We start from the raw sequence: 24,076 nt of genomic DNA on the forward strand, positions 1-24,076 counted from the left end.
GATTTTTCTCCTTATTCTGAAATCTGTTGGATTCTTGACTTCTTTTGCCGTGTCAGCGCTCTAGTTGTGTGCTGGCCGGACTCGAGCTGTGCTCTGTTCAGACTCGAGTTTTGGCCTAGTTGCCGCTGTGCCGGTACACCGTGACCGGCGCCTTGGCCACCACAATTGGACTGGTAGAACTGGTGAAGGTGTAGTAGTGCGAGATTCGTCGTGATGGCGCCAGCGTGCGGTGCAGCGCGGGGTTATCCGAATCCGCGAATTTGGTACGACGGTGAATTGAAGAATCAAAGGCATCGCCCACCTTCGCCTCTGTAATTGCCACTCCCATGGACTGAAGCGCATCTGCGATCGAGTCCTGCAGGAAATCCAGGGTCGAATACAGGTCACTGCCATCAGTTTCGGTAGTTTCTTCGAGCCGCGAAAGGTCAGCGCAAATCCCGTCATGGATGGCCGCCAACTTTTCCGCCAGCGGCATCAACTGGGCGTACCAACGACGATCAGTCAGCGCTTCCAACTCTTCACTTTGAGAGCGCAATACTGCGTTCATTGTGTCCAGCCGTGTTTGAATCAAATCCAACTGCTTTACGACGTTCCCGGCCGCAACACCTGCGGTACTTTCAGCATCCGTTTCTGGGAGCTCTTCCACTGTCGCGGGAGGAAAATCCTGCTGGGCTGGAACTCCTTCCGCGGTGTCTTCATCATGGCCAAACTCGGCACCACCAAATTCAACACCGTCAAATTCGACGTTCTCAACCTTGGACCATGCAGCTTCGTCGGTGTCTAGTTTTGGATCTCCGGAATACTCGACCGGCTCCTGACCTGTGGTATCACCATTGTCGACCGTGCCCCGGGGGCCGAAGGACTCATCAAAATTCGGCAGCGGGGCGAAATTATGCGCTCCACCGAAGTCAACCTCCGGATACTTAGGATCTCGTTCCTGATACTCATCAGCACGACCGTCTGAATGTTTAACCGACCTTTTATTTTCATCCTTTTTGTTATTAAAGAACCCCATTTTTATATTCCTTCCCCTTAGCGAATAGATAGGCAATCGACACAAATGTAATGATAAATATAGAAAATAGAACCCATCCTAATTCATAGAAATTATCATTTATAACCCCCATGGCAATGAAATATACGATTCCAAAAACAGCAATCCATCGTTTTGCCACTCGCTTCTTTACCAACGCCCACAAGATACCGACAAAAATAGCCAGAACCGGTACAGCAATAAATCCATTACCCTCCTGCATGAACTGCACTATTAAACCGAGCACAACAAATGGAGAAAGAAATCGTAATAACTCCTTGGCAATCGCATCCCCTTCACCGGCATGGGGCGTCTTAAAATCCGATTTTCCCCTTCCGGTATCAGCCTTCAGGACATCGTCAGGATTGACGTTTTGAAGAACGCGATTCTCAATTGTTGAATCGGAACTAGAACAGTAGGCTCCCTCAGCAATTTGCAATTCTTTACGAAGTCTCATTGGGTCCAGCGACGTTCCGTCGTTAAGCAGACCGAAAGTATGTCGAGTCACTAAATCCGCTGGATCATCGACTGCTTGCAACCTTCGAATAAAACCGGTGCGGGTTTCAGCCTCTGGCGAACCGGTACGAAAGTTCGCACCGATGGATTTAGTTGCACTCTTCAGCATGTCGCTATCGATTGGCTTGCCGTCAATAAAGCCTTCGGACTGTTCACGAAAACCGCTCGCAATGACGTCTGCAATCGACCGAATGTCGGTATTTGCACTACTGGCCTCATCAAAGGCCGCCCAGACTCGTTTCTCCGCGTTGTTCGTCGGATCAGTCTCAATTTCCTGGCTATCTTCAACGTCGACGTATTCACGGAGCTCCATGCGGTTAGACGTTGGAACCAATATCCGATCGAAGAACTCTTCAAGCCCGTGCTCGGTAATCGCTTTTCCGCTGCCCTTTGCATACGGCTTCAAGAACCCCTCTTTAACTGCCTTCATCTGCACATCAGTGAAGAAGTACTGAGGACGCTGTACTCGTTTGAGAACAAGTCGAAAAGAAACACCGAACTTCTTTCGCACTGCGTCGACAAAATCTTCGGTGTGCAGCTCATCGATAATGTCCAGTGCGCGCTGGGACTGCTTACCGAAGAACAACAGGTCTCGAATTAAACGGACACGCGCTTCCCAAAAATCCGAGGAAGAGGCATCTCCGCCCATGGGAATGTCAGCAATCAGCTGAGCTAACTTGGCGCCCGTTGGCACTGCGCCTGGTGAAAATAAGTTTTCAGCTAGGTTGTCTCGAACTGCGGGATTCAGACTCACATCTGCTCCTGAATCTCACTGATGCGAACACGCTGTTCTGGAGATAGGCCTGTCATAAACCGCCTGGCGGGATCTACTGCGATAAGCCATCCGGGGTCTACATGCTCCGGCAACAGTCGAATCATTGCCCGAGCAGGGCGTCCCGAATCAAGCGCGGAGACAGTTGTCAGAGTCTCTCCGTTGACGTTGGTGTCCTCTCGTTCTTCAAGCTCATAGGCAGTGCCGTACGTGGAAAGCGCCTGCTTCATCTCTTCAAACGCCGCGGCAGTGTTGTAGTCGAATGCGGCGCGAGCGTAGATGTATTCCACTAGGACTACGAGAGCGAAAAGGATTAATGCTTCGAGCGAAATAAGGACGCTTTTAGACATAAGCGATGCTGCGGTGACTGCCAGCACCGTGATAATGAGGCCGGGAATCCAACTAGTCTGATTTCGCAAGAACCACATCGCAAACCCCATGGCGAATGGAATCAACATCGCCGTATCTGGATATGGTCCACTATTGATGGATTCCAAAATTCCGCCAATTATGAATCCGGCGATAATGAGTACGACTCGAAACATCCAGGGTGCCCACCAAACAAAAAATGGCGGAATGATACGACCTTCTTGATCTACACCAACACGGTTTGGAATAATTCCTTGATCCTCCAAATCACCGCGCCAACCTTTAGTACGATCTGGAACACCCTTCACAATATCTGTGGTTTTTGAGAAGTAGCTTTTGGCCACATCTTTCAGCTGTTGGAGGTTCATTAAACGGTTCTTTCCCTCAATCCTTTGTCCAACGATTAATTCGCTGAACCCGACAGGATTTAGTTAAACCTGCACGGGTAGTGAAAGTCACCGGGAGAACTCCCGTACCGCTTCTGAGGCCTCCGCTATAGCGTCGTCAAGCAGATGAAGAAAACGCTTATTCGGCGCTTAACTCGGAGGTTTTTAACGCCCATGTCATCCCAGTTTCATTCAAAGCACGTTTTGGCTGCGGCAGCCGCCGCGACTGCCCTGACCCTGATTGGCTGCTCAGGTATGCCCACTAACAACGCTGCCCCGGAGTCCCCCGCAGTGGTGACAGTTACAGAAACGTCCCCTGCTTCTGATGCACAATCCGAGACCCCTAGCTCGACTGAGAGTTCGACCGAGTCGGAAGATCCAGAACAGGAATATGCCAACAGTTCGCAGGATAAGAATTCTCCCAACAGCGAACTTTCGGATTCGGACGATGACTCTGGTGTAGTAACGCTGAACAGCTCGATGGAGCTGACCAAAATTGGCGGCATGGAGCCTGGCAGCGCCAAGCGCCAAAACGTCAAGATTGACGCAACTGCTCACCAAAAAGAATTGGGCGGCTTCGACACTGCTCGGATCACGTTTCCTTTCGAGGGGGCCAATAGCCTGTTGACCTATCCCCTGGTTGATGGCGAAGCAAACGTCAGGTTGCTGTGGAATTTCAGCCAGACCGGAGGAACTGAAACCTGCGAAAACAAGGTGGAGGTCTACGATGCCGAAGGCAAGCCGACTGCAAGTGCCAGCGCAGGTGTGACTGGACAACATACTCCTTGCCAAATCGTTCGCCGGTTTGGGGAGAAGGCCTACGCAACGTTTACAGGACCCGGTGAATACATCGTTGCTGTGACAGCCCAGCAACCGGGATTCGAACCCATCACAATTGCACAGAAAGTAAAGGTAGTCGGATAAAAATGAGCACTCACGAACCCATCGATCCGTGGAATAGCAACCAGTCGGGCACTTCCGAGAAAGTGTCGGAGAGAGCTTTCGGCACTAAGTCCGGAAAGAGTAAGCCATTGACGTTGCCGCTCATCCTTGGCGCAGTCGGAGTGATTGTTGCCGGCGCGGCAGGTTTTGCCATGGGCGGTAAGAATGCTGAGTCCGAACTTGCAAGCGCGAATGAAGAGATTTACTCGTTGCAACAGCAGGCAGAGGAGCGGGAAAGCGAGCTGCAAACAAAGATTGATGAGCTGGAGGACAAGAACTCGAAAACTCATCGCGAGAGCCTCAAGTCCGACCAAGCTGCCGCAGCCGCTTATAACTACAAAAAGGCGCTCGACTGGCTGAACGTCTGCGATGCTCGCGACTACATGCCCGCAGAAACAGGGGCGCAACAGACTAGTTGGGGCTCCCTAGGCGTTGGCTGCTCGTACGAGTTCGAAAACCCCGACGGGGAGATCATCATTCTAGTTAGCGGAGAAAGTAGTGACGACAAGACAGGGAAATTAACCGACGGCTACTTAAAATCAATCATCCACAATGATGATTATCTTCGGCTCAATGTGTGGGTCTCTGACTCTGGGCCATGGGCCGACGCAGAGGAAAAGGCCACAGATATTGCCGAAAAGGTCAGTAATGCCGCTGAGCTCAATAAGAAACAGGACACTGAAGAACAATAAATAGGGGTTAAGTAGCAAAAAGTGTGTCCGCTCGGCGTGTTGCGGGGCGGGCACACCGTTTGTTACTTCATGGGGCCTTTTCTGATTCCTATCGAGTGTTCGTACTCGGTTGGGATAGCGTTGTCGTAGAAGGCTGGTCGGCCTGTTTCATGGTCGGCTTTGTTGTGGTCTTCTTCGACAAGATCGTTGACTTTGGCGAGTTGATCTTGGCCGAAATTGCACTGCCTGGCGATCTTTAATGGGTCGTCAGGCAGTTGCGTTTTCGAGTGCAGGTACCACTCGAGCATTTTTCGTTGGCGTTCCCCGGACCTGCCGCGATGCGCGTCGGCGATGCGTTTGAGCCCGGCGTTGATGCCGCCTTCCAGACTGTTTGTCGTTGAAGCCCAGCGTTGAGGCTCAAGCGCATTCGGTGGTGGCTGCAGGTAGGTAAACAGCCATCCTTTCCGTGAGAGGTGCAGCAGGGAGTTGTATGCCTTGCGAACTCGCAGATGGGTCCATTCCCACTGGTTGTTGAGTGTGCGGCGCTCTTTTGACACGGGCGTTTTCTCGTTGAGGAATGCTTTGAATACCTGTCCGAAGTCGTGCAGACGCAGCGTCCACTCCCGTGCCTGGTCGAGTGTGGTGATACGGGTCAGTTTCAACGCCAGGGCGTAGATGGCTTTGCCGGCGTCGGTGCGTGGTCGTGATGTGGTGTAGCGGCGGATGACGCGTTGCGCATGGACGAGGCATCGTTGGATTATCGCGTTCGGCCAGCAGGCTTTAATCGCAGTAAGTGCGCCTTGTCCGCCGTCGAGGACGACGCAGAGCGGCTCAGCGATTTTGCGGAGTAGCTGCGTGTAGGCGTGGGCGGTTTCGTGTTTGGTCCAGTGCCATGCGATGACGTGGTCGTGGCTGGCTGCGACGAGCAAGCATCCGGCGGCGGTGTAGGTACCGTCGATGAAGATCTGGTCGTAGATGCGCTGTGGGTCACCGTCGTTGGGGATGTCGATGAGCCAGAACGGTTTGAATCGGCGGTCAAGTGTCCAACGGCTTACCCCTTGTTGCTGGGCGAGTTCAGACAACGTTGCTGTGGAGGTGGCATAAGAGACGAAGGCTTTAAAGTCGCGGGTCTGCGTGCGGTCGGTGCGGGTTCGTGTCGTGGAACTGCCGCAGTTCGGGTCCTTGCATCGCCACCTGGTTGTGCCTTTAGAAGTGGTTCCGTTTTTCTTCATTTGCCCAGCGCATATCGGGCATCGTGGTCTGTTTTTACTCACCCGGAAAGCACACCAACCCCCGATTAGCACATGCGGGTGCCATTCCGGTGGATTGAACACTAATCGGGCGGATATAAGGTCTTGATGCTTATATCCGCCCGATTTACCCAGCCTAATCAGCAGTAATGCTGAAAGTCAGACACACTTTTTGCTACTTAACCCATAAATAGCGTCCCTGCCATAAACGCCCATGAACCCCAGCTCACTAGTGAGCTGGGGTTCATGGGTTACGTGGGGCCGATAATTCACAAAATCTACGGCGCCGATTAGAAGACTAATTGTTCACACGGTCATCGTCACGATCATCATCCGTGTCATCAACGTCATCGCGATCATCGTCCAGCTCCTCAGTCGACGTCACCGTAGTGGTCTGGACTGGAGTCGTATCGGATAGGTTCGCCCTTCGCCACCGAGTCGAGGGCGCAGCTGGATTAGAACACGTTTCAGGAGCTTTCCCCAAAAGAATCAGCTCCAAACCAGAACCCTCCCCGGCTAAGGTCAGCACCCATTGAGCTGCGAAAGAGAACTGATACTTGACCATCTTCACTGGTCACGCCTCATATCTTCACAATCATTCGTTTCTGATAAAAAATTTTGCAAAAAGCTCCACAAAAGTGACCTAGGACACTTATTCTTACTGTAAAAGAAACTAAATCGGCGGTCCTACCGATGAGGTTTCGCCTGATTAGGCCTCTCCGAAGACCACAGGACATGAACCACGGAAGATGAGTGACTATGACATCTGATCCACAGACCTCGATTCTCAATAAGGTGCGCAAAGCTTCGCGAGCTACCTCGGACCTCGTTCTCGGTCTCGCACCGGTGACGCAAGCTGGTGTCCTCGGCTCGATGGGACCCGGCGCGGCTGGTAAGGCATTAAATTCCATCTACCGCTGGGACTTCCTGCCAGCTGGTCTCCTCGGCATTGCAGCCGGCCGCGATCCGCACCACACCGCGATTATTGATGACGGCGGCTCGCTGACCTACGAGGAACTGCACGAGCGCTCCACTGCCCTGGCGCGAGCACTCCGCCACGGTGATATTCAGCAGCGTAACCGCATCGGCGTGCTGGCTCGCAACCACCGCGGTTTCATTATGGCTCTGTGCGCCCACGGTCGCCTCGGCACCGACCTGGTGCTGCTCAATACTGGCGCCGCTGCCGAGCAGACTCTAGCTGTAATTCGCGAGCAGAAGATTGACTTCCTGTTCATTGATGAGGAATTCACTCACATGCTGCCGGAGGACTTCGATGAGTGCCCGGTCGCAGTGTCGTGGTTTGAAAACTACGGTGATACCTCCTGTGTTCGCGAGGGCTGGACCTCCATGCAGGAGATGCTGAAGACTGCACCGCCGGCAAAGTGGCCGACCGCCGAGCTGCCAAGCCGTCCGCGCCGTGGCCGCGTTATTATTCTGACCTCCGGAACCACCGGCACTCCAAAGGGAGCCAAGCGTCCGGAGCCGCGCAGCTGGATGCCGGCATCTTCCATCATGAGTCGCATTCCACTGCGTCAGCGTCGCCCGGCTTACCTTGCGGCTCCGCTGTTCCACACTTGGGGCTTCGCAACCGCACAGCTGTGCATCGCACTGCGTTCCACCATGATTATGCGCCGCAAGTTCGATCCAGCCGACAGCCTCCGCATTATCGAACAGCACTCTCCGCACACCATCTTCCTGGTGCCGACCATGCTGCAGCGCATGATTGAGATTCTCCCAGACAACTACGACATCGGTGCGACATCGCTGAAGGTCATCGCATCCTGTGGTTCGGCCATTCCGGAGGGAATTGTCACCAAGACCCTCGAGCGCTTCGGACCGGTTCTCTACAACCAGTACGGCTCCACCGAGGTCAGCTGGGCAACCATTGCTACCCCGGATGAGCTCAAGGCAAATCCGACCACGGCAGGTCGCGCACCGCTGGGCACTCGTGTCCAGATTCTCGATGAAGACGGCAACCGCGTCGCCGACGGCGAGACCGGTCGGATCTTCGTGGGCAACAACATGTTGTACGAGGGCTACACCCGCCCGGGTGCGGACAAGCAGGTCATTGACGGCATGGTCTGTACCGGTGACTTGGGTCGAATGGAAAATGGCCTGCTCTACATCTCCGGCCGCGAGGACGACATGATTGTCTCCGGCGGTGAGAATGTCTTCCCACGTCAGACCGAAGATGCACTCAGCCAGCTCGAGGGTATCCGCGAGTGCGCAGTCGCAGGCGTTCCGGATGAGCGCTTCGGCCAGGCCCTGGTCGCCTGGGTTGTCCGCGACGATTCCCCTGAGGGCCGCGCCCTGACCAATGAGCAGATTCGCACATACGTCAAGCAGCGCCTCAGCCGCTTCGCTGTTCCGCGCGAGACCGTGTTCCTCGATGAACTGCCACGCAACGCAGTCGGCAAGGTGGTTCCTCGCCACCTGCCGAAGCCGTGGGAGAATGCCGCCGAGGAGAAGGCTGCTTAGGGCGCGGGGACCGTCGTAAAGCGAACGGCAGACACGAAAAGGACGCGGTACAAACTTCCAGTGTGGAAGTTACCGCGTCCTTTTTGCGTGTCCTAGAAAGAACCAGTGCTGATTAGCCTGCGTTCAAAACACCGTAGTCCGTGACGGGTTCACGGAAAATTTCTTCGCCGTCCTGGGTCACGGTTACCGCATTTGGAGTGACGGTATACGTGTAGCCACCATTCTTTGCGACAGCACGGTTCCCGGAGAAACTATCTACTGTGTATGCATCCGGACTATCCGAAATCTCACCGAAGTCACCGATGTAATGGCGCTGCTGGCGGTTATTGGAATTCTCGCAAATCACAGCCTTGCCCGACGACGTCTCCGCCAACACACGCGCGTAATACCCACCCGAGCAGCGGGCGGTACTGCCAACCCAACCTTTGGCATCGATATCATCGCGATTCATACCGAACGCGCGAAGACCAAAATTTCCCCGCTGCGTAGTGGTAGGAGCGCTGCTCTCCGGCTGCTTCGTCGTTTCCGGCTCGACGGTCTGGGTATAGGTTTCCGTGTACGTCTCCACCGGCGCCGGGGACGCAGTGCTTGACGACGAGTCCCCTGCCGCAACCGTATCGGGAGACTGCGGGGAATGATCGGAGGAATTATTCAGGTAGTACGCGCCACCGATACCGGCGACCGCTGCAAGTGCGACACCGACGATGCCCAAAACCACGTACAGACCGTTGTTGCTCTTCTGCTCAGGTACCGGAGCCTGCTGATAAGCCGGATATTGCTGGGGTGAACCTCCCTGGTTCGGCCCCTGCGACTGGTACTGGTACTGAGGCTGGTACTGGCCTTGAGCCCCACCCTGCGGCTGCTCCCAGGCAGATGTTGCATAACCGTCCTGCTCCCAATCCTGCGGGGAGGACGAACGCGGGTTGTACTGGTCGGTCATCGCTAAATTCCTTATTACTTCAGAGCCACACTTGTACTCGGCCAATAACGTGGCGGCTTGCGACTTCGCCCACAGCGGAACTTGCCACTACGTATTTTCCATTAACACTATGCGTTGCCCAGCGTACCCTGCTAGAAGCTAGCACTAGCTCAGAGCGGCACTTTGTTCTTGAAGAAATTGACGTAGTTCCGATCGGAGATCTTTCCCAGCATAAACTCTGGCTCCAACCCGAACATCGACCAACGAGTCTTCGTTGACCAGGCCAGCGACTGCGGTGTTGTGGTGCGGTGGTAGCTGATCTGGTAACCGTCAGTGTGGACTCGAATCTGCGTGTATCCACCCGGATAGCCAAGTGCAGCACCCCGCTCACAGAAGTCCGTATCCCCATAGTCAGCGATACCACGACGGCTGCGGTGCGTATGACCAGCGAACACACCTTTGGCACCCGGCGTGGCAGCCAGGATCTCCTGGAAAATCTTGGCCTGCTGAGCCTCGACCATGAATGCCTCACCACCGAAATGCGAACGCACCGCATCCTGAGTAAACGGGTGGTGCGCAAACAAAATTGTCGGACGCTCTGGATCCTCTGCTAGTTCAGCACGCAATGCACGCATCTGGCGCTCATTAATACGCCCACCTGCATAACCAAATTCGGCAGTATCAACACCGATGAGACGCACTTCGCCGACGCGAGTCGACCAGTGCTGCTGCGTCGGCACAAGACGCTGGCTGAAGTAATCTGGAACCGCGGTCTTGCCCTTGCGGATTCCGCGTCCCCGGAAACCATTGATATTGGGCAGTCCGGGCGGGTGCACATCGTGATTACCACGGGTGACAAACCAGTTTTTCCCAAACTCACCGAAAGTATCCAAAACCCTGATGAGCTCGTCATACTCCTCAGGACGGTTGCTATCCGTGCAATCGCCATTGACGACGAGAGTGTCTAACCCGGCAGCCTTTACCGTGTCCACCAGACCCTGCAATTGCATAGAGGCGAAAGGCTGCTCTCCCGGATCGGAGGAAAGACCGAGGTTGCCAATGCGAATGCCGTCATGATTGGGCTTACCAATGTGTGTGTCATTCGTCAGCGCGAACGTCGCCAAATGTGCACCCGCCAACGCTGGCAGAGTACTTACGACGCCTGTCTTCTCCGGCGCCGTCTTGCTCATGGTGATATTCAGCGACGGAACCGCGCGACAGTTGTGTGACCAGCACTCAAAGCGGTACTCCCGTCCCGGCTCCAACCCGTCAATGACCACATGGTGGTAGCCCGACTCTGAGTACCCCTCGTGCACGAGCTCTAACTGCGTTGAATCCGCAGGACCAAGCAGCACCCGCTCATCCGAAGGAACGGTCGGCTTAATGAAGCCATACGCTGTCTGCACTCCCGGAGCATATGTTGCCCATGTAAATGCCACTGACGTGTCTGTGACAGTGATGACCTCCAAGTCGCTAGCCAGTACCTGCCACGACTTGGAATCCGACTGGGTAAGCCCCAGACCCGACGTGACGTACTCAAGGCCGTACGCTCCCGAGGTTTTCGCGACGGCCATTGAACTTGCAGCAAGAGTTGCAACAGAGAGGTAGGCCCGGCGGGAAATGCTCATGGCAAATAAGCCTAGAACCTAAAGATGAAAATTAGATGAACTCTCCCTCTAATCTCAGAAAAATAGGAACGCAACGACAAGAGACACACGGCCAAAACAGCGCAAAATAAAACACCGCCTACCAAGTCATGGCAGGACGGTGTTTTAGGAAAATGTGGCTTGAGCATCTTTGTGAGCTTTTACCGGCTCACCAGTATGTAGATTGCTCTGAAACTGTAACTACTTCAGTTCCTTGGAGGACAGGCCCAGGGTGCGGCGAGCAACGACCAGCTGCTGAATCTGCTGGGTACCTTCGAAGATGTCCAGGATCTTGACGTCGCGGGACCACTTCTCCAGCAGGTTACGCTCAGAGTAACCGAAGGTACCTGCCAGCTGAACGGCACGGAGGCAAATCTCGGTGCCTGCACGGCCGGCCTTGGCCTTACACTCGGAAGCTTCCAGAGTGTTCGGCTGCTTGTTGTCAGCCATCCACGCAGCGCGCAGAGCCAGGAGGTATGCAGCCTCCCAATCGGACTCCAGCTTCAGGTACTCAGCTGCAGCAGCGCTCTGGGTGTGTGCCGGTGCATCGTAGTCAATCTCGATGCCAGCCTCTTCCAGGATGCGACGCAGCTCTTCCAGCGAAGCACGGGAGACACCGATGGCCATACCCGCAACCAGCGGACGAGTGTTGTCGAAGGTCGCCATTGCGCCGGCGAAGGACTTCTTAACATCAATGTCCGGGGAACCCAGCAGGTTCTCCTTCGGAACGCGGACGTTGTCCAGGCGGAGCACTGCAGTATCCGAGGAACGAATACCCAGCTTCTCTTCCAGACGCTCCACGGTGAAGCCCGGAGTGCCCTTCTTCACCAGGAAGGATTTGATGGCAGCACGGCCCTTGGACTTGTCCAGGGTCGCCCACACAACGACGGAGTCGGAACGCTCACCAGCAGTGACGAAGATCTTCTCACCGTTGATGACGTACTCATCACCATCGAGCTTGGCGGTGGTGGAAACTGCGGAGGAGTCAGAACCAAAGGACGGCTCGGTAATTGCCATGGAAGCCCAGGTCTTACCGAAAGCCTCCAGCTGCTCATCAGTAGCAACAGCTGCGATGGCTGCGTTACCCAGACCCTGGTACGGCAGAGACAGGGTCAGACCCACGTCACCCCAGCAGGTCTCAATAACGTTGAGCAGCGAAGCCATGTTGCCACCGTTCTTTACACCGGTGCGCTTCGGCTTCTTATCGTCGCCACGTCCACCAGAAGCACCGGAGAAGCCACGGCCACCATCTGCCATGCCGTCCATCATGGAGGCAAGGGTGTCGAGTTCCTTCGGGTACTCGTGCTCAGCGAGATCGTACTTACGGGAAATCGGTCGGAAGATCTCAGCGGCGGCCTGATGCGACTGGGACGCGCCCGCCTTGAGGAACTTCGGCAGTTCGAGGTTAATCATTTTCTTTCCTCTTAATTCTTTTCGGCTGAAGTATCTAGCGGTTTACAGAACGACGATGCCTTCGGCGACACCAATTGCGCGGAGGTCACGGTACCAACGCTCAACCGGGTGCTCCTTGGTGAAGCCGTGTCCGCCGAGCAGCTGCACACCGTCGGAACCAATCTTCATACCCTTTTCAGTGGCGAAGGTCTTAGCCAGAGCTGCCTCGCGAGCGAAGCCGCGACCCTGGTCAGCGCGGGAAGCACCGCGGAGGGTGATCATGCGGAGACCATCGAGCTCAATCTTGATGTCGGCGACCATGAAGGCCACTGCCTGGCGGTGGGAAATCGGCTCGCCGAATGCCTGACGCTCGTTGACGTAAGGAATGACGTAGTCGAGAACTGCCTGAGAAGTACCCATTGCAAGAGCTGCCCAGCCGAGGCGGGAACGACGCAGAATGTCGAGGTATGCCTCTTCACGATCTGCAGCCGAGGTGCTAGCGCCGCCGAGAATGTTCTCAGCCGGAACCTTGACGTCCTTCAGGATGACGCGCCCCATTGCGGCACCGCGCAGACCCATGGACGGGTCAGCCTCAACGTGGAGCCCCTCAGTGTCGGACTCAACGATAACCAGAGCCGGCTTACCCTCGAGCTCAACACCGATGATGAACAGCTCAGCTGCGCCGGCGTTCGGAACGAAGGACTTAACACCGTTGAGGACCAGCGAATCGCCCTCGCGCTTTGCGGTGGTTTCAGGCTTGCGTGCGTCGAAAAGCGGGCGCGGCTCTGCGAGCACAACAGCGGCAGCCGGGACGTTCTCGCCAGCGAATGCCGGCAGGTAGGTCTTCTGCTGCGAGTCGGAGCCGTGAGCGGTCAGGGTGGCAGCGACACCGGCCGGAGCCAGCACTGCCAGAGCCAGACCCATGTCACCGTAGGACAGAGCCTCCGCGACCAGCGCGTTGGTGGTGACGTCCTCGCCGGTAGCGATGCCCTCGAAAGCCTCCGGGACGTTGATCATAGTGACGCCCAGCTCAGAAGCCTCAGAGACGAGGTTCTCCGGCGGAGTTGCCTCGTGGTCGGACTTATAAGCAACCTCGCGCAGACGAGACTCAGCGAATTCCTTAACCGTCTCGACGATCATCTGCTGATCCTCGGTCGGGGTGAGGTCGAAGAGCTTCTTTGCCTTCTCCTCGGCTGCGGCCTCCTGTGCAGCCTGGGCTTCCTCAGCCGGACGCTCCGGCTTACCGGAACCGGAAATCTTCTTAAACTGACGGTTCGCGGCACCAAGGGTCTTAAAACCGGACTTGGTGGACTGGTACACCACGCGGTCGATCTTTGGCTGAAGGTCGTACTTCTGGGCGAAGTCCGAACCAGTAATCGACGTGATGAACCGCATTGCCGCTCCGATAGCGTCGCGACCAGGGTTATTGCGGCCGACAGTCGAATCTTCGCGGTTCTTCTTCTCGCTCATGTGATCATGGCCTTTCGAGTCAGAACTATTACTGGCATAACAATAAAACAATCACGTGACCGTTGTCACAAGAATTGAAAAAACATTGCCAAGTAACAGAAAACTTTCAGGCTTCTAACTTGTCAGGCGATAACGCGGTTAACAACGTAGTTGCGATCAGAGAGCTCACCAAGCAGAGCCTCGGGCTCGAAACCGTACATCGCCCAACGGGCACGCGCAGTCCACGCAAGCGCATCTTCGCTGCTCAAACGGTGAAAGTTAACCTGGTAGCCACCGGAGTAGACATGCAGCAGTGTGTAGCCACCGGGGTATGCTTTGCACGCGCCGGTCTCCAAATAATCAACGCCGGCCCCAACATCACCGCGAGTACGCTTTGCACGGTGGGTGTGACCTGCCCCCGCGAAGAATACACCCGGAGCGTCGTTAAGCATCTGCTGCAAGCGTCGTGCATCAGCGCTGTTGAGAATGAAGGTGGGCCCGGCAGCATGTGTCCAACCAGCCTCGGAGGTAATTGGATGATGAGCCAGCACAACTGTCGGCTTACTGGGGTCACGCTGCAATTCCCGCTCCAGTGCATCGAACTGTTCCGGGCTAATTTCGCCGCCGGACTCATCCAACTTCGATGAATCCAGCCCTATGACACGGACCGGCCCCTGCTGAGTGACCCACAGTTCCTGCCGCGGACGCCCCAGGAGAACACCGAAGGGATCGCGATGATTCTCGGTACCCTCCAAAACCGGGAATTCGTCGTAGCCAGCAGATGGATCGGCATCCGGCTTATGCGGACGATCATGATTGCCGCGGGTGACAAACCACTGCCGCTCCTGAGCACCAAAAGTATTCATAATCTCGGCAAATCGACGCACCTCCGCCGGACGTGCTTCCGACGTGGCATCACCGTTGACGAAAACCTTTTCAATCCCCATCCCCCGCAGCTCGGCGAGCGCAGCCGTCAGCATGACCTCGGGATACGGCGCGGCACCCGGTTCAGAAAAGATAGGAGCGGGGAAATCGCCGGTGATAATACCGTGCCCATTTTCGCCAATATGCGCGTCATTAAGGATGGCAATCGTGGTCAGGTACTCCCCTTCCGGAGCGACCAACGTCGTGAACTGTCCAGTTTGCTCGGGTGCATTGGGGAGGTTTCGGGTAATTAATCCCGGCTCGGCGACCAGTCCATTCGATCGACATTCGAAACGGTACGTGGTTCCAGGGCGCAGCTTATCGACGGTCACAAAGTGGTAGCCAACCTGCGTCTCGTCCTTATGTACCACGGGTAGCTCGCCGCCCTCATCGGCATCGACTGGCACTAGCGCAACTTCAGTGTCGGCCGGCGCCAGTGGAGCCAGCTTCCCCCACGCTGGATGTGGGCCTGCATACGTCGCCCACGAAAATGTCACCGACGTATCGGTCACGGTCACGACTTCCAGGTCCGTCACAACAAGGCCGCTGGTCAACCCGGTGAATGGAAACGGCGACTGGTTCGGGGCCGCCGATGCAACTGCTCGCGTCCCGACGCTATTGACGGCAACCGCTACAGCCCCCGCACCCGCTACTGCTCCCAAGCGCAATACGGATCGCCGATCAATTTTCTTATTCCCATTTACCGAATTCACGGGTGAAGAAATTACGGGATAAAAATAATCCCGGTGATAACACCGGGATAACTACACATGAATTCAGTCGCTTACGCTTCCGGCTTCACGATCGGGAACAGCACGGTTTCGCGAATGCCAAGGCCGGTCAGGGCCATCAGCAGGCGGTCAATGCCCATGCCCACACCGGTCGTCGGCGGCATGCCCTGCTCCATTGCGTGCAGGAAGTCCTCATCCAGAACCATGGCCTCGTCGTCGCCGCCAGCGGCCAGTCGCGCCTGATCCTCAAAGCGCTCACGCTGGACAACCGGGTCAACCAGCTCGGAGTAGCCGGTAGCCAGCTCGAAGCCACGGACGTAAAGATCCCACTTCTCGGTCACGCCAGGCTTGGAGCGGTGCTGACGAGTCAGCGGAGAGGTCTCGACCGGGAAGTCGCGGACAAAGATAGGACCGTCGAGCTGGTCTTCACAGAGCAGCTCCCAGATTTCCTCAACCAGCTTGCCGTGGCCCCAGCCGCCCTTCTCCGGAACCTCAAGGCCAATCACATCGGCGATTGCCTTGAGCTCCTCGACGGTCGAGTCAATAGTGACTTCCGGCTGACCAGGGAACTTGCGAGCAAGTGCCTCGTTCAGCGACGGGTACATCTCAATCTGCTTCCACTCGCCGCCAAAGTCGAACTCCGTACCGTCGGCAAGCGTAACAGTCGTCGAACCGAAGACCGCGACGCAGATTTCCTGAATGACCTCGCGGACGGTGCGGGCGGAGTCATCGTAGGTGCCGAATGCCTCGTAGTACTCCAGCATCGCGAACTCCGGGCTGTGCGAGGAGTCGATACCCTCGTTGCGGAAGTTACGGTTGATCTCAAAGACTCGCTCCATACCGCCGACGACGCAGCGCTTGAGGAAAAGCTCCGGCGCGATACGCAGGTAGAGATCGATGTCCAAAGCGTTGGAATGAGTCACGAACGGACGTGCAGCTGCACCGCCGTGCAGAGTCTGCAGCATCGGGGTTTCGACCTCGAGGAAACCGCGACGCTCAAGTGCGTGGCGCAGCTCGCGGATGACCTTGATGCGAGTCAGTGCGTTAGTACGAGCCTGCTCACGCATAATCAGGTCCGTGTAGCGGTGACGCACGCGGCTGTCCTCGGACAGATCAGCGAACGACACCGGCAGCGGACGCAGAGCCTTCGAGGCCATCTGCCACTCGGTAGCCATCACAGACAACTCGCCGCGGCGCGAAGAAATTACGCGGCCAGTAATGAGGACGAAGTCGCCCATATCTACGTCCGACTTCCAAGCAGCCAGGGCGTCCTCGCCGACCTCAGCCTTGGAAAGCATGGCCTGCAGGGTCGTGCCGTCACCCTCCTGCAGAGCGGCAAAGCAGAGCTTGCCGGTGTTACGAATAAACATGACACGACCAATGACGGTCACGACATCCTGAGTCTCCTCGCCAGCCTCGAGGTGGCCCCACTCTTCACGGACATCCTTGAGAGAGTGAGTACGGGGAACCTCAACCGGGTACGGCTGAATTCCAGCCTCGAGCAGGCGGTCACGCTTCTCGCGGCGAATGCGCAGCTGCTCAGGAACGGTGGCGGTGTTTTCAGGGGTCTTCTTCGCGTCAGTCACGGCTATAAAGGTTAGCCGACTACACCGCCGACCTGCTAGTTGAGTGCCCTTTAGACGCCAATCTTCTTGCCATCAGTGCGTACAACCTGAACGACGGCCGGGCGTGGCTGCTCCTTGCCGCCGTCCGGCCAGTGCGAGGTCGGGTTGGTGGTCGGGTCCGGGTTGTCGCCGACTGGATGACCCTGATCCGTCTCGATTTCGCCCGGGTGCTGGACGTTGACCATCACGCGGTTGGAGAAGATCTGCGGACCACAGGTCTCTGCAGCAACCGGAACAGTCAGGAAGCACTTGGTCTCACCACGACGCTCGCCTTCGACGGCAACGGCGAAAAGGCCGTCGTTGGAGTCCAGCGCGTTGCCGTCGGTGGAAACCCACAGGTTGCCGTACTCGTCAAAGGCGACGTTGTCCGGGCAGGAAATTGGCGAGACCGATTCCTTGTCGAAGCCACCGAAGTAGGTGTAAGCCTCGTTCGGGTCACCACAGACCAGCAGAAGGTTCCACTTGCCCTTGGTACCGGCGTGGTCATCTTCCATCTCCAGAACAAGGCCATTCTTGTTCTCGGTGATTGGTGCGACCTCGACGGCGTCGGCAAGCGGGCGCCCTGCACCATCCTTGCGTTCCTTGCCCTTGTCGTCCTTCGCGCCAGCCTTACCGCGGTACTTGTTGTTGGTCAGCGCCGCGTAGATCTTACCGGTCTTCGGAGACGGCTCGATATCCTCCGGGCGGTCCATACGGGTCGCACCGACCTTGTCACCGGCGATGCGGGTGTAGATGCAAACCTCTTCGGCGGTCATGCCATCAACGTGGGACTCGTGCTTGCCGTCTGCCTTGGCGGTCATCAGCGGAAGCCACTCAATGTCACCGTCGAAACGGCCGTCCTTCGGCAGCTCACCGGAGCCGTCAATCTCGGACTCGGAATTACCGTTGAACTTACCGACGTAGAGCGTGCCCTCGGACAGAATGCCCATGTTGTGCTTGAGGTCCCCCTCCTTAATTTTGCGGGAGGAGACGAACTTGTAGATGTATTCGAAACGCTCGTCGTCGCCGGAGTAGCACACGACCGTGCCGTCGTCGGTGACGTAGATCTGACCGGCTTCATGCTTGAAACGGCCCAGTGCGGTGTGCTTGACCGGGGTGGAGTTCGGGTCAGATGGGTCAATCTCTACCAGCCAGAAGAAGCGGTTCGGCTCGTTCGGCTCCTTGGAGACATCGAAGCGGTCGTAGTACTTCTCCCACGCGCGGTCGGACAGCTCTTCATTCTTGACCGAGTAGCGCTTGAGCTTCTTAACAGCTTCTTCGTCGTCGAGCTTGCCAACGTTGCCGAAGTACTGGTCAACGTTCTCCTCACCGGACAGGTAGGTACCCCACGGAGTAACACCACCGGAGCAGTTGTTCAAAGTTCCCTCGACCTTCATACCGGTCGGGTCAGCCTTGGTCTTCAGCAGATCATGACCAGCAGCCGGGCCGTCGACTGTGAACTCGGTGAAGCCAGTAATGCGACGGTTACGCTTGTCGCTGAGAATTGGCTTCAGGAATCCCTTGTCATCCTCTTCCACAGCAAGGATGGTCTGGCCGTGGGCAGCCAGTCCGATGTCGACCTGCTCCTTAGTAGCATCTTCTTTCTTGTAAGCACGGAACATCATCGGCTCGGTGGTGTACTCGTGCGAGCAGACGTACAGCAGTGTGCCGTCTTCAGCCTTAATCAGGCCAGCGAAGTCATTGTTGAAGCCGAACTGCTTCAGCTGGTTTTCCGGAGTCTGCTTGTCAAAGTCGAACTCCGGGCCACCCTCGTGGATTGGGTCGCCCCAGCGAATCAGAACATTCTGCTCGTAGCCGTCCGGGATAACGACTGCGTCTTCCGTGTTCGGCTTGACGGCGTCGAAACGCATACCCTCCGGCGATTCGCCCTTGCTACCGTCACCGGCAGCAGCGGTACCGGAGGCGTCGGAGCCACCTGCGGCGCTGCCCGAATCATCAGAGGAGCAAGCGGCCAGCACGGCGCCACCGCCGACCGCAAGAGCACTAGCACCAGTGACCTTCAGTGCCGCGCGACGGGAGAATGCGCGCTGGGAGAACGCCTCCTTCGCAACATCACCGAAGTACTGGTTGTCCGAGAACTCGTTCGGAGCATCGTCAGCACAAGCATTACCACACTTGTAAGTGCAGGTCAGAGAGCTGCGAGAGGTAGCAAAAGGATTTGTCAGCAGATTCTTGCCAATACGAACCACGGGGAGACCGCCTTTGTATAGCTTCGACTAGGTGAGGAAATGGAAAACTAAAACTTTTAGATCCTCTAAGAAGCTAAGGACGTTGCGTTACCTTTCGGTTTCTAAAAATCAACTCGCCAATGAGCTTTAGCTGACGGTCTAATGACTTGCGCTTTAACGCAAAGTGAACACCCTGGTGTTGTGATTCTCCGGCTCGACTCTTCTCTCCAACTACGCAGTCGAGCCCCAGCTCTGCGGGCTACGTGGACTAGCCCTGGTTCTCCGGGCTACGCGGATTCTTCAAATCAGAACCCTCCGGCACATCCGCCGGGTCGTTGCCACTTTCCAGAATCTTGTTGTCCTCATCGACGAAGATGACATTCGGCTTGTACGTACGCGCCTCAGCGTCATCCATCATTCCGTAGCCGATGATAATAACCAGATCACCCGGCGATATCAGACGAGCGGCGGCACCATTGATGGAAATGATGCCCGAGCCGCGCTCTCCGGTAATGCAGTAAGTAGTAAGCCGGTTGCCATTATTGATATCGACGATGTCGACGGCTTCACCTTCAAGCAGGTCGGCCGCTTCCATCAAATCAGCGTCAATCGTGCACGATCCAACGTAGTGAAGATCAGCCTGAGTCACCGTGGCGCGGTGAATCTTGGACTTCAACATAGTGCGAAACATGAAAAAGGTAGGTCCCTTCCTGGATTTGTCCCCTGGATGCTTGCCTACCGCGGCACCCCTTAGCGTGGCAGGTTATTAGTCGGCACACTATAATACGACAACTTCCCAGCCACGAGAAACTACTTCTAAAAGCCGTCCTACTCGCTGTCCTGCTCAACGCCAAAGCCAGCGTTCTTCAGAGTTTCTCTGCTGGACTCATCTTTCAGACGAGCATCTCGAGCAGCACGAACCTTTTCCTGCAGCTCAGCCAACTCAGCGGCCTCTTCCTCAGTCAATTCGCCGTCCAGCCCCGCCGCCGACAGAGCCGCCGACGCAATTTCGGCGTCCTTCTGCCCGAGCTGCCCGAAACCGTTTACCGAATCCGGGCGCGGCGCACCCAGAATCAAGCCAACATTATCAATGAGACGAGTAGTGCCGACCTTCGCAGCAACCAGCAGGCGAGCTTCAGTCTCCTGGCCGTCGCCGCGCAACGCCTCGTCGGAAAGCGGGGCGAGCGCAGCGTCACGCAGCTCCAAGTAATCCAACTCGACTTCAGGCTGGCTGGCGAGCACACCACGCGCGGTTTCCAGCACAGCATCCGCACCACGGTCCGCGACAAAAGCACCGGCAGTCAGCGCAGCGGACAGGGTTACTGCGAGATTGCGCTGCTCCTCGGACAGATAGCGGTTGCGGGAGCTCATAGCCAACCCGTCGGCCTCGCGAATCACCGGTACACCGTGCAACTGCACCGGCATATTCAGGTCAGTGACCATCTGCTGCATCAGGCACAGCTGCTGGTAGTCCTTCTCACCAAAAACGGCATCAGTGCAGTTGGTGATGTTGAAAAGCTTGTTGACCACCGTCAACGCACCGGCAAAGTGCCCCGGGCGAGTAGCACCTTCGAGCTCCGAAGCCAGCGGCCCCGGCTGCACCGTCGTGCGGAAACCGTTGGGGTACATCTCCTTCGCGTTCGGCGCAAAGACCAGCTCAGCACCGACAGCGCGGAGCTTCTCAACGTCTTCCTCCAGAGTCCGCGGGTAGGCGTCAAAGTCCTCCCCCTCACCGAACTGCAGCGGATTGACGAAAATCGACACCACCACAACAGCGCGCGGCAGCGTCTTCGCGGCCTGTACTAGTTCAAGGTGCCCCTGGTGTAGCGCACCCATCGTAGGTACGAGCACCACCGGCCGCCCGGTCTTCCGCAACGCACGGGTGACCTGCGCGATTCCCGCAATAGTCTTGTGAACAGTTGTCTCTCCGGCGGTATAACCCGTCATGTTTCCTCCGCGTTCAGATCTACCGGACCAAACTTTTCGCCCGACGGCAATACCTTACGCCACATCCCGGATGACCAGAACAGCCAGTCCGCTCAGCTCATCGGCGTAGGTACCGCAAAACCTCGTTGGCGCCGCGCAGCTCGGCGATGCGCTCGGCAAGGGCCAGGTAGGCGGTTCCCATTTCCGGTGCCACCGCTTCAATTTCACGTTCGTGCTTGACGACGGTCCCAAGGTCGTCCCGCGTCACCGGGCCAGTCAGCCCCCGGGAACCCCACCTCAAGGCATTGTCCAATGAAGCTTCCAGCAGTGGGCGGAGCAGCTCGGCGGCCTGGCCTCGACGCAGCTCAGCTAGGTCGGTGTCTTCGGCTGCTGTATCTCCGCCGATAGTGGTTGCCAGCATTTCTACTGCATCGACCACAACTGCGCCCAGACCGTTTGAGCCATGGGCCATAGCCGCGTGATAGAGACCGCGGTGACGTTCGTTGATGAACACCGGACGACCGCCGAGTTCACCAATGAGCAGTTCACTGACTGTTTTCGCGAGCTCATCCCCAACAGTGATGCCCCATGGACAGCCGGTCAGGAGCTCGGAGTCGTCGTCAAGCCCTGCGAATGTCATTGCGGGATGGGCGGCGATGGTCAGCGCGCCGGTGAGTGCGACCGGATCGAGCACGGCACGCCCGAGGGAACCAGAAGTATGCATGACGATGCGTCCGGGGCCGACATGGCGGGCGACTTCCTCCGCGACCTCTGCGATGGCGCGATCCGGCACGGCGATGACGATGAGCTCGCAGGTGGAAGCTGTGTCGGCAATGCTACTAACCTGTGCGTTCGGGAGACGTAGATGCGCTCGTGTGACAGATTCTGGTGAGCGCGCGACCACGTGAGTGACACGATGCCCACAGTGCTCTAACGCCTGGCCGAGCGCGACCCCGACTTTTCCGGCAGAAATAATCCCCACCGCCAACCGCGGAGCGGTTGTCCGATGGGGATGGGAATCATGCTGGCTTTGCGTCATGACTGACTAGGTTAGACCAAACCAGCTATGTGCAGTGAGTAGGCCGCGCATACTCGGTAAGCGACTAGGCCTCTTCGTCCTCGCGCTGCTCCCTCTTCTTGCGCATCTGCGCCATCAGCTCGGCAACCGTCAGGCTGCCCTTGTTGTCCTCAGCACGGCGCCGACCGTGGCTTGCAGGCTCCTGCTCAGGAGCCTGAGCCGGTTTCTGAGCTGGCTCTTCTGCGAGGTCCTCATCGCGAATGGCCTGCAGCTGGCGAGTCGGAGAGTCCGAGGCATCGTCCGATTCCGGCGCAGCGAATGGGTGCCGTGCACCGTGTGCCTCGTGAGCACCGCCCTGAGAATCATCCTCTGCGGCGTCCTCGGCCGGGGTTTCCTGCCAGTTGATGGCGCGGAAAGAGTTAGTGGAGAACTTCTCCTTGGAAACGGCTTCGTCATCCTTGGAATCGGCGACTTCGTGGACGTCAACCGGCTGGCCAGACGGCGAGAATGTACGGCGCATGTCGGTGGCCTCGGCGTCTTCAACCGGCGAAGCGGAGGAAGCGGAGCCCGTGCCGCCGTGCTGGGTATGAACGCCAACAGTGCCGTTAGCGGTCATCTCAGCGCGGTGGGAAGTCGCGCGTGGTGTCGGCCGGTCGTGACCGGTCGGATCCTTCATCGGCGAGGCCTGCTGTGGCGAGTCGAGCTCACGCAGACGCTCGGCCTGGGCGCGAAGAGCAACCTGCTCGTCGTCGAAATCCTCCCCCATGAACTCAGCAAGCTGGGCACGCAGTGCAAAGACCTCAGCGCGCAGCGCCGCAATGTTGTCATCGTTGTTACCCTCAAGCGAATCCAAGTAGTTCTGCTCGAGAATCAGCTCCTGCTCACGGTGAGTAGCCAGCTCGCGGTCAAGCTCCACCTTGTGCAGTTCCTCGATTGTCTCCAACCGCTTGCGCTCCAGCGCAATGGTCTTGCGGTATCGAGTCACCAGCACAGCCCCGATAACTGCCGACCACAACGCCAGCAGCACGGCAACCTTCATCCACCCGGCAGAGGAGGCAAAGAGCATGACGATACTGGCAATCACCGCGAGCACCAGCAGCACAACCATGAGAATGACGGCGGTTTTCTCCGTCATACCATCGGTAGAACTGAATTTCGTCACATCATTGCTCTGCTCATCTGCATATGCCGCATCAGCCCCGGAGTTAGCCCCAGCGGAGTAGCTTTCGAAAGCCGAAGAAGGCGACGGAGACGGAGACTCGGCCATATCCGACGAAGTAGCTGCCGCGTCGCCCTGAAAATATGCGGCATCACCCGAGCGCTTCGGGTCATTACCGGCGTTGGAGAGGTCAGTCATAACTCCCACCCTACCGAGTTAGTTCCCATTTCCCCGCTAGGAGGCGAAGAATTTTCGCCATCAGTTGGCAATTGGCAAACTTTTTCCAGCCACAGCCCCGCCGCAGCGAGCACAATGCCGGATACTGTGCCGACAATCATGATCGGCCCGTCGGCCTGTGCGGCCGCAAGCTCCGTCCACTTCGGCAAGGCCCACAGCACGCCACCGGCGTACAGTCCTCCGAGAATCGCACCCAACCACGCGGATGCCGTACCGACCACCAGCCATCGCGACAACGTTAACGGCTGCACCTGGCTGCGATCCTGCCCGACCTTCCCCTCTTTCAGCACCGACTTAATCCACCGCGCTGCCGCCACACAGACAGCTGTGAGCAACCAGGGAAACCCCAGGTCCCACCAACTTCGTGGCCCGAGCGCACCGAAAAACTGTGCCACGATCATCCATGACGCCAGTGCGAGAACCAGCGCAGATGCAGCCAACGTAATCGGTGAGGTCGGTTTCATC

Annotated in this window: 19 protein-coding genes and 1 pseudogene; 3 read left to right on the plus strand and 17 right to left on the minus strand. The window is 57.0% G+C overall.

Annotated features, from left to right (window positions below; translation table 11 throughout):
* Positions 1 to 115: 115 nt before the first annotated feature.
* The 3 genes from HMPREF1206_RS00605 to HMPREF1206_RS00615 are packed head-to-tail and all read right to left on the minus strand — an operon-like array spanning position 116 to position 2,866.
* Positions 116 to 1,015 (minus strand): hypothetical protein, encoded by a 900-nt coding sequence (locus tag HMPREF1206_RS00605; RefSeq protein WP_016421466.1) that lies wholly within the window; start codon positions 1,013 to 1,015, stop codon positions 116 to 118.
* A complete protein-coding gene (locus HMPREF1206_RS00610) occupies positions 1,002 to 2,303 on the minus strand; it encodes a hypothetical protein (protein WP_016421467.1) in 1,302 nt (433 codons plus the stop codon). Before HMPREF1206_RS00610 ends, HMPREF1206_RS00605 begins: the two co-directional genes overlap by 14 nt.
* The gene (locus HMPREF1206_RS00615; protein ID WP_224433512.1) at positions 2,300 to 2,866 is read right to left on the minus strand and encodes a hypothetical protein; all 567 of its coding nucleotides are present in this window, start codon (positions 2,864 to 2,866) and stop codon (positions 2,300 to 2,302) included. Before HMPREF1206_RS00615 ends, HMPREF1206_RS00610 begins: the two co-directional genes overlap by 4 nt.
* A gap of 384 nt (positions 2,867 to 3,250) precedes the next feature.
* Here HMPREF1206_RS00615 and HMPREF1206_RS00620 point away from each other — a divergent pair, with 384 nt between their 5' ends.
* The gene (locus HMPREF1206_RS00620; protein WP_016421469.1) at positions 3,251 to 4,000 is read left to right on the plus strand and encodes a hypothetical protein; all 750 of its coding nucleotides are present in this window, start codon (positions 3,251 to 3,253) and stop codon (positions 3,998 to 4,000) included.
* 2 nt (positions 4,001 to 4,002) lie between these two features.
* Entirely contained in the window at positions 4,003 to 4,710 is a 708-nt protein-coding gene (locus tag HMPREF1206_RS00625; protein ID WP_016421470.1) for a hypothetical protein, read from the plus strand.
* Positions 4,711 to 4,772: 62 nt separating this feature from the next.
* On the opposite strand, the gene HMPREF1206_RS00630 is transcribed toward HMPREF1206_RS00625, so the two are convergent.
* Positions 4,773 to 5,963 (minus strand): IS1249 family transposase, encoded by a 1,191-nt coding sequence (locus HMPREF1206_RS00630; RefSeq protein WP_162838042.1) that lies wholly within the window; start codon positions 5,961 to 5,963, stop codon positions 4,773 to 4,775.
* A 274-nt stretch (positions 5,964 to 6,237) separates the two neighbouring features.
* A complete protein-coding gene (locus HMPREF1206_RS00635; RefSeq protein ID WP_038626613.1) occupies positions 6,238 to 6,510 on the minus strand; it encodes a hypothetical protein in 273 nt (90 codons plus the stop codon).
* Between the two features lie 188 nt (positions 6,511 to 6,698).
* Here HMPREF1206_RS00635 and HMPREF1206_RS00640 point away from each other — a divergent pair, with 188 nt between their 5' ends.
* On the plus strand, positions 6,699 to 8,417 hold the full coding sequence (locus HMPREF1206_RS00640) for an AMP-binding protein (protein WP_016421472.1): 1,719 nt from the start codon (positions 6,699 to 6,701) through the stop codon (positions 8,415 to 8,417).
* A 112-nt stretch (positions 8,418 to 8,529) separates the two neighbouring features.
* On the opposite strand, the gene HMPREF1206_RS00645 is transcribed toward HMPREF1206_RS00640, so the two are convergent.
* From HMPREF1206_RS00645 to HMPREF1206_RS00700, 12 genes and pseudogenes are all read right to left on the minus strand, one after another.
* Positions 8,530 to 9,357 (minus strand): hypothetical protein, encoded by an 828-nt coding sequence (locus HMPREF1206_RS00645; RefSeq protein ID WP_016421473.1) that lies wholly within the window; start codon positions 9,355 to 9,357, stop codon positions 8,530 to 8,532.
* Positions 9,358 to 9,506: 149 nt separating this feature from the next.
* Positions 9,507 to 10,964 carry a metallophosphoesterase family protein gene (locus HMPREF1206_RS00650; protein ID WP_016421474.1) on the minus strand — a complete coding sequence of 486 codons (1,458 nt, stop codon included), beginning with the start codon at positions 10,962 to 10,964 and terminating at the stop codon, positions 9,507 to 9,509.
* 219 nt (positions 10,965 to 11,183) lie between these two features.
* A complete protein-coding gene (locus tag HMPREF1206_RS00655) occupies positions 11,184 to 12,395 on the minus strand; it encodes an acyl-CoA dehydrogenase family protein (RefSeq protein WP_016421475.1) in 1,212 nt (403 codons plus the stop codon).
* Between the two features lie 42 nt (positions 12,396 to 12,437).
* A complete protein-coding gene (locus HMPREF1206_RS00660) occupies positions 12,438 to 13,844 on the minus strand; it encodes an acyl-CoA dehydrogenase family protein (protein WP_016421476.1) in 1,407 nt (468 codons plus the stop codon).
* Positions 13,845 to 13,966: 122 nt separating this feature from the next.
* On the minus strand, positions 13,967 to 15,460 hold the full coding sequence (locus HMPREF1206_RS00665; protein WP_016421477.1) for a metallophosphoesterase: 1,494 nt from the start codon (positions 15,458 to 15,460) through the stop codon (positions 13,967 to 13,969).
* A 71-nt stretch (positions 15,461 to 15,531) separates the two neighbouring features.
* Positions 15,532 to 17,064: a lysine--tRNA ligase gene (gene lysS, locus HMPREF1206_RS00670; protein WP_016421478.1), complete on the minus strand. Its 1,533-nt coding sequence runs from the start codon at positions 17,062 to 17,064 to the stop codon at positions 15,532 to 15,534.
* A gap of 50 nt (positions 17,065 to 17,114) precedes the next feature.
* Positions 17,115 to 19,292, minus strand: coding sequence for a PhoX family phosphatase (locus HMPREF1206_RS00675; protein WP_016421479.1), 2,178 nt, complete (start codon positions 19,290 to 19,292; stop codon positions 17,115 to 17,117).
* A gap of 247 nt (positions 19,293 to 19,539) precedes the next feature.
* A complete protein-coding gene (gene panD / locus HMPREF1206_RS00680) occupies positions 19,540 to 19,962 on the minus strand; it encodes an aspartate 1-decarboxylase (protein ID WP_016421480.1) in 423 nt (140 codons plus the stop codon).
* 314 nt (positions 19,963 to 20,276) lie between these two features.
* Positions 20,277 to 21,218, minus strand: a pseudogene (gene panC, locus HMPREF1206_RS00685) (pantoate--beta-alanine ligase); the annotation flags it as partial.
* A gap of 97 nt (positions 21,219 to 21,315) precedes the next feature.
* Positions 21,316 to 22,236, minus strand: a complete 921-nt coding sequence (locus HMPREF1206_RS00690; protein ID WP_016421482.1) for a Rossmann-like and DUF2520 domain-containing protein — start codon at positions 22,234 to 22,236, stop codon at positions 21,316 to 21,318.
* A 64-nt stretch (positions 22,237 to 22,300) separates the two neighbouring features.
* Positions 22,301 to 23,572, minus strand: a complete 1,272-nt coding sequence (locus tag HMPREF1206_RS00695) for a DUF6779 domain-containing protein (RefSeq protein WP_016421483.1) — start codon at positions 23,570 to 23,572, stop codon at positions 22,301 to 22,303.
* The gene (locus tag HMPREF1206_RS00700) at positions 23,569 to 24,075 is read right to left on the minus strand and encodes a DUF3180 domain-containing protein (protein ID WP_016421484.1); all 507 of its coding nucleotides are present in this window, start codon (positions 24,073 to 24,075) and stop codon (positions 23,569 to 23,571) included. Before HMPREF1206_RS00700 ends, HMPREF1206_RS00695 begins: the two co-directional genes overlap by 4 nt.
* Between the last annotated feature and the right edge of the window lies 1 nt (position 24,076).

The organism is Corynebacterium sp. HFH0082 (genome assembly GCF_000411235.1).
In the GTDB taxonomy this organism is placed as follows: domain Bacteria; phylum Actinomycetota; class Actinomycetes; order Mycobacteriales; family Mycobacteriaceae; genus Corynebacterium; species Corynebacterium jeikeium_D.

Bases quoted from the DNA above. Each gene is read 5' to 3' on its own strand.
- HMPREF1206_RS00605 (WP_016421466.1), bottom strand. From the start codon at position 1,015: ATGGGGTTCTTTAATAACAAAAAGGATGAAAATAAAAGGTCGGTTAAA.
- HMPREF1206_RS00615 (WP_224433512.1), bottom strand. From the start codon at position 2,866: ATGTTTCGAGTCGTACTCATTATCGCCGGATTCATAATTGGCGGAATT.
- HMPREF1206_RS00620 (WP_016421469.1), top strand. From the start codon at position 3,251: ATGTCATCCCAGTTTCATTCAAAGCACGTTTTGGCTGCGGCAGCCGCC.
- HMPREF1206_RS00625 (WP_016421470.1), top strand. From the start codon at position 4,003: ATGAGCACTCACGAACCCATCGATCCGTGGAATAGCAACCAGTCGGGC.
- HMPREF1206_RS00640 (WP_016421472.1), top strand. From the start codon at position 6,699: ATGACATCTGATCCACAGACCTCGATTCTCAATAAGGTGCGCAAAGCT.
- HMPREF1206_RS00645 (WP_016421473.1), bottom strand. From the start codon at position 9,357: ATGACCGACCAGTACAACCCGCGTTCGTCCTCCCCGCAGGATTGGGAG.
- HMPREF1206_RS00650 (WP_016421474.1), bottom strand. From the start codon at position 10,964: ATGAGCATTTCCCGCCGGGCCTACCTCTCTGTTGCAACTCTTGCTGCA.
- HMPREF1206_RS00655 (WP_016421475.1), bottom strand. From the start codon at position 12,395: ATGATTAACCTCGAACTGCCGAAGTTCCTCAAGGCGGGCGCGTCCCAG.
- HMPREF1206_RS00660 (WP_016421476.1), bottom strand. From the start codon at position 13,844: ATGAGCGAGAAGAAGAACCGCGAAGATTCGACTGTCGGCCGCAATAAC.
- panD (WP_016421480.1), bottom strand. From the start codon at position 19,962: ATGTTTCGCACTATGTTGAAGTCCAAGATTCACCGCGCCACGGTGACT.
- HMPREF1206_RS00690 (WP_016421482.1), bottom strand. From the start codon at position 22,236: ATGACGCAAAGCCAGCATGATTCCCATCCCCATCGGACAACCGCTCCG.
- HMPREF1206_RS00695 (WP_016421483.1), bottom strand. From the start codon at position 23,572: ATGACTGACCTCTCCAACGCCGGTAATGACCCGAAGCGCTCGGGTGAT.
- HMPREF1206_RS00700 (WP_016421484.1), bottom strand. From the start codon at position 24,075: ATGAAACCGACCTCACCGATTACGTTGGCTGCATCTGCGCTGGTTCTC.